Raw genomic sequence first — 4414 nt, forward strand, 5'->3', positions numbered from 1 at the left:
CCTACTACGGTGCCACCACCGGCGTGCCGACCGCCATGGGCGCGTCCGGCGCCGAGCATGTCAAGTACGTGGGTTACTACAACGCCAACAACAAGGGCTTCAAGGGTTCCGAGGTCATCGAAGGCTTCAAGAAGAAGTACAACGATGACTTCTACGTGATGGCCGCGTACACCGGCGTCGCCATGCTGGGCAAGGCGTTCAAGGAAGCCAAGTCGACCGATCCGGTCAAGGTGGCCAAGGTGCTCGAGGGCATGAAGGTCGACAGCATGAACGGCATCGTGGAAATGCGTGGCTCCGACCACCAGGTCCAGCAGTCGCTGGTGGTGGCCACCTGGACCAAGGTCGACGGCAAGGAAGTCAAGTACGACCAGGAAAACACCGGCTATGGCTGGAAGACCAATGCGCTGATGGACGAGTACGTGGCGGCGCAGCCGACTTCCTGCCAGATGAAGCGCCCGAGCTAAGCCTGCGTCCGGCGGAGGCGCGGCGGATCCCGGCGCGCCATCCGATCCTGCATACGCCGGCCGGCCCGGGTGGCAGCGGTCGCGCCGGGCGGGCTGTGTTCACCCCTGGAGCAGTCTTTTGTGACCGGCCGACCGCCGGCGGCCGCCCGGCTGGCCGGCGTCAGAATGAAGGACTTGTTGTGGAATTCTTCGTCATTTCCCTCCTGAACGGCATCAGCTACGGGCTGTTGCTCTTCATGCTCTCTTCCGGGCTTACGCTGATCTTCAGCATGATGGGTGTGCTGAACTTCGCGCATGCCAGTTTCTACATGCTGGGCGCGTATTTTGCCTATACCATCGCCAGCAAGATCGGCTTCTGGCCGGCGCTGATCTTCGCGCCGCTGCTGGTGGCAGGTGCCGGCGCGCTGGTCGAGCGTTTCGGCCTGCGCACCGTGCACAAGTACGGCCACGTGGCGGAACTGCTGTTTACCTTCGGCCTGGCCTACCTGATCGAGGAAGGCGTCAAGCTGGTGTGGGGCCTGGCCGCCGTGCCTTACCGCATCCCGGCCGAGCTCGATGGCCCGCTGTTCACGGTCTTCACCTCGTCCTTCCCCAAATACCGTGCATTCATGATGCTGGTGTCGCTGGCCATGCTGGTGGCGATCTACCTGGTGCTCACCCGCACGCGCATCGGGCTGGTGATCCAGGCCGCGCTCACGCATCCGGAGATGGTCGAGGCGCTCGGCCACAACGTGCCGCGCGTGTTCATGATGGTGTTCGGCGGCGGCGCCGCGCTGGCCGGGCTGGCCGGCGTGATCGGCGGCAATGCCTTCGTCACCGAGCCATCGATGGCGGCCGCGGTGGGGTCGATCGTGTTCGTGGTGGCGGTGGTGGGCGGCATGGGATCACTGGTGGGCGCGTTTATCGCCTCGCTGCTGATCGGCGTGCTGCAGACCTTCGCCGTCACGCTGGATGCCTCGGTGGCTGGCCTGCTGGGCACGATCGGATTGCAGGTGACCGACAGCACGCCGCTGTCCTCGTTGTGGAAGCTCACGGTGGCGCAGGTCGCCCCGGTGCTGCCATATTTGCTGCTGGTGGTGATGCTGATCTTCCGCCCGCGTGGTCTGATGGGTACCCGGGAGGGCTGACAGCATGGAGACGACAATGCAACAACGCCGCGAGGCGGTCGTGACCGGCCGCACCATGCGCTACCGCCCGCTGAACCTGGCGCGCTGGCTGATCTGGGGCAGCACCGCGCTCCTGATGCTGGTGCTGCCGCTGTTCTTCACGGGCGGGTTCGCCATCACGCTGATGTCGCAGATGGGCATCATGATCATTTTCGCGCTGTCCTACAACATGCTGCTTGGCCAGACGGGCATGCTGTCGTTCGGCCACGCGGTCTATGCGGGCCTGGGCGCGTTCATCGCCATCCACGTGCTCAATATGGTGGGCGCGGGCAAGGTGTGGCTGCCCGTGTCGCTGCTGCCGGTGGTGGGCGGCCTGGCCGGCGCCTTCTTCGGCGTGCTGTTCGGCTACGTCACCACCAAGAAATCCGGCACCACCTTCGCCATGATCACCATGGGCATCGGCGAGATGGTGTTCGCCAGCTCGCTCATGTTCCCGGATTTCTTCGGCGGCGAGGGCGGCATTTCCACCAACCGCGTGGTGGGCGAATCGGTGCTCGGCATCACCTTCGGCGCGGGCCGGCAGGTGTATTACCTGATCGCGGTGTGGTGCCTGCTGTCGATGGCGGCCATGTACGCGTGGACGCAGACGCCGCTGGGCCGCATCGCCAACGCCGTGCGCGACAATCCGGAGCGCGTGGAATTCATCGGCTACAACACCCAGCGCGTGCGCTACCTGGTGCTGATCCTGTCGGCCTTCTTCGCAGGCATCTCCGGTGCGCTGTCCGCCATCAACTTCGAGATCGTCTCGGCCGAGAACGTCAGCGCGGTGCGCTCCGGCGGCGTGCTGCTGGCGGCCTTCATCGGCGGCGCCGGCGTGTTCTTCGGCCCGGTGATCGGCGCCGTGGTGTTCATCCTGTTCGCGGTGGCGCTGTCGGACCTGACCAAGGCGTGGCTGCTGTACCTGGGCCTGTTCTTCGTGCTGATGGTCATGTTCGTGCCGGGCGGCATCGCCAGCCTGCTGATGATGCAGGTGCCGCTGCTGGCGCGCGGCAAGCTGCGCGCCATGCTGCCCGACTACGGCCGCGCCGCGGGTGCCGGGCTGGTGCTGCTGGCCGCGGTGATCCTCACCGTGGAGCTGGTCTACAAGGTGCAGGTGGACAGTGCCAACGGCACCGCCATGTCGCTGTTCGGCATCGGTTTCGACGCCGGCACCGCGGTGCCCTGGCTGGTGGCGGCCGCGCTGTGGGTGGGCGGGCTGCTGGCCTGCCGTGCGGCGCGCGCACGCGTGCGCGCCACCTGGGACAAGGTACAGGCCGAAATGGCAGCAGCAGGAGGCAAGGCATGAGCGCGGCACTGGAACTGAACGATGTACGCAAGAAATTCGGCCAGACCGAAATCATCCGGGGCGTCAACCTGACCATCCCCAAGGGCGAGCGCCACGCACTGATCGGCCCCAACGGCGCCGGCAAGTCGACCACCTTCAACCTGATCTCCGGCCGCTTCGCGCCCAGCTCGGGCACGGTCAAGCTCAACGGGCAGGAGATCGGCGGCCTGCAGCCCTTCGTGATCAACCGCATGGGGCTGTCGCGCAGCTTCCAGATCACCAATATCTTTCACCGGCTCTCGGTATTCGAGAACCTGCGCTGCGCCGTGTTGTGGTCGCTCGGCTACAAGTACTCGTTCTGGCACCGCCTGTCCGAGCTGCGCGACGCGCGCGAGCGCGCCGAGGAAGTACTGGAACTGATCGGCCTGCACCATCGCCGCAATACCCAGGCCAGCCTGCTCACATATGCCGAGCAGCGCGCGCTGGAGATCGGCATCACCATTGCCGGCGGCGCCGAAGTCATCCTGCTCGACGAGCCCACCGCCGGCATGAGCCGCTCCGAGTCCGACCATGCAGTCGAACTGATCCGTCGCGTCACGGTGGGCAAGACCCTGGTGATGGTCGAGCACGACATGAGCGTGGTGTTCGGCCTGGCCGACCGGATCTCCGTGCTGGTCTACGGCGAGGTGATCGCCACCGACACGCCGGAGGCTATCCGCGCCAACCGCAAGGTCAAGGARGCCTACCTSGGMACSACCCTCGACGAACCSGCCAYSGAAGGAGCGCACTGATGGGCAAGCGCATGCTGGACGTSMMMGGMYTRCACGCCTACTACGGCAAGAGCCACATCCTCCACGGCGTGGACGCCCATATCGACGAAGGCGAGATCGTCGCGCTGCTCGGGCGCAACGGCGTGGGGCGCTCCACCATGGCCAAGGCCATCCTCGGCATGGTCAAGGCCGAAGGCTCGGTGCGCTTTCGCGACGAAGAGATCCTCGGCCGCCGCACCTTCGAGATCGCCCACCTGGGCGTGGGCTACGTGCCCGAGAACCGCGACATCTTCCCCACGCTCACGGTGCGCCAGAACCTGCTGCTCGGCGAAAAGCGCAATCCGCGCCAGGCCAAGCCGCGCTGGACGGTGCAGGACATGTACAACATGTTCCCGCGCCTGAAGGAGCGCGAGAACACCGCCGCCGGCGTGCTCTCCGGGGGCGAGCAGCAGATGCTCACGCTGTGCCGCACCCTGATGGGCGACCCCGATCTCGTGCTGATCGACGAGCCCACCGAAGGCCTGGCGCCGATGATCGTCACGCTGGTCGGCGATTACCTCAAGACGCTCAAGGAGCGCGGCGTGTCCGTGCTGCTGATCGAGCAGAAGCTGGCCATCGCGCTGGACATCTCGCAGCGGGTCTACGTGATGGGGCACGGGCACATCGTGTTCGAGGGCACGCCGCTGGACCTGAAGGCGAACGCGGCCATCCGGAAGGAGTGGCTGGAGGTGTAGGAAAGCACTGCCGCAC

The 4414-nt window shown here is 65.9% G+C and carries 5 protein-coding genes; all 5 read left to right on the top strand.

Translation table 11 applies throughout. The annotated features are described in order from the left end of the window. Positions 1-464: ABC transporter substrate-binding protein (locus AC1DO7_RS39730; RefSeq protein ID WP_477117447.1), on the top strand; the 464-nt coding region annotated here is incomplete at its 5' end. Between the two features lie 179 nt (positions 465-643). Next, a complete protein-coding gene (locus tag AC1DO7_RS39735; protein WP_441615469.1) occupies positions 644-1591 on the top strand; it encodes a branched-chain amino acid ABC transporter permease in 948 nt (315 codons plus the stop codon). A 4-nt stretch (positions 1592-1595) separates the two neighbouring features. Then, positions 1596-2915: a branched-chain amino acid ABC transporter permease gene (locus AC1DO7_RS39740; RefSeq protein WP_441615471.1), complete on the top strand. Its 1320-nt coding sequence runs from the start codon at positions 1596-1598 to the stop codon at positions 2913-2915. Then, positions 2912-3685, top strand: coding sequence for an ABC transporter ATP-binding protein (locus AC1DO7_RS39745; RefSeq protein ID WP_477117448.1), 774 nt, complete (start codon positions 2912-2914; stop codon positions 3683-3685). Before AC1DO7_RS39740 ends, AC1DO7_RS39745 begins: the two co-directional genes overlap by 4 nt. After that, entirely contained in the window at positions 3685-4398 is a 714-nt protein-coding gene (locus tag AC1DO7_RS39750; protein WP_477117449.1) for an ABC transporter ATP-binding protein, read from the top strand. The genes AC1DO7_RS39745 and AC1DO7_RS39750 overlap by 1 nt, the downstream gene beginning before the upstream one ends. The last annotated feature ends 16 nt before the right edge of the window (positions 4399-4414 follow it).

The organism is Cupriavidus sp. 05N40, assembly GCF_056397305.1.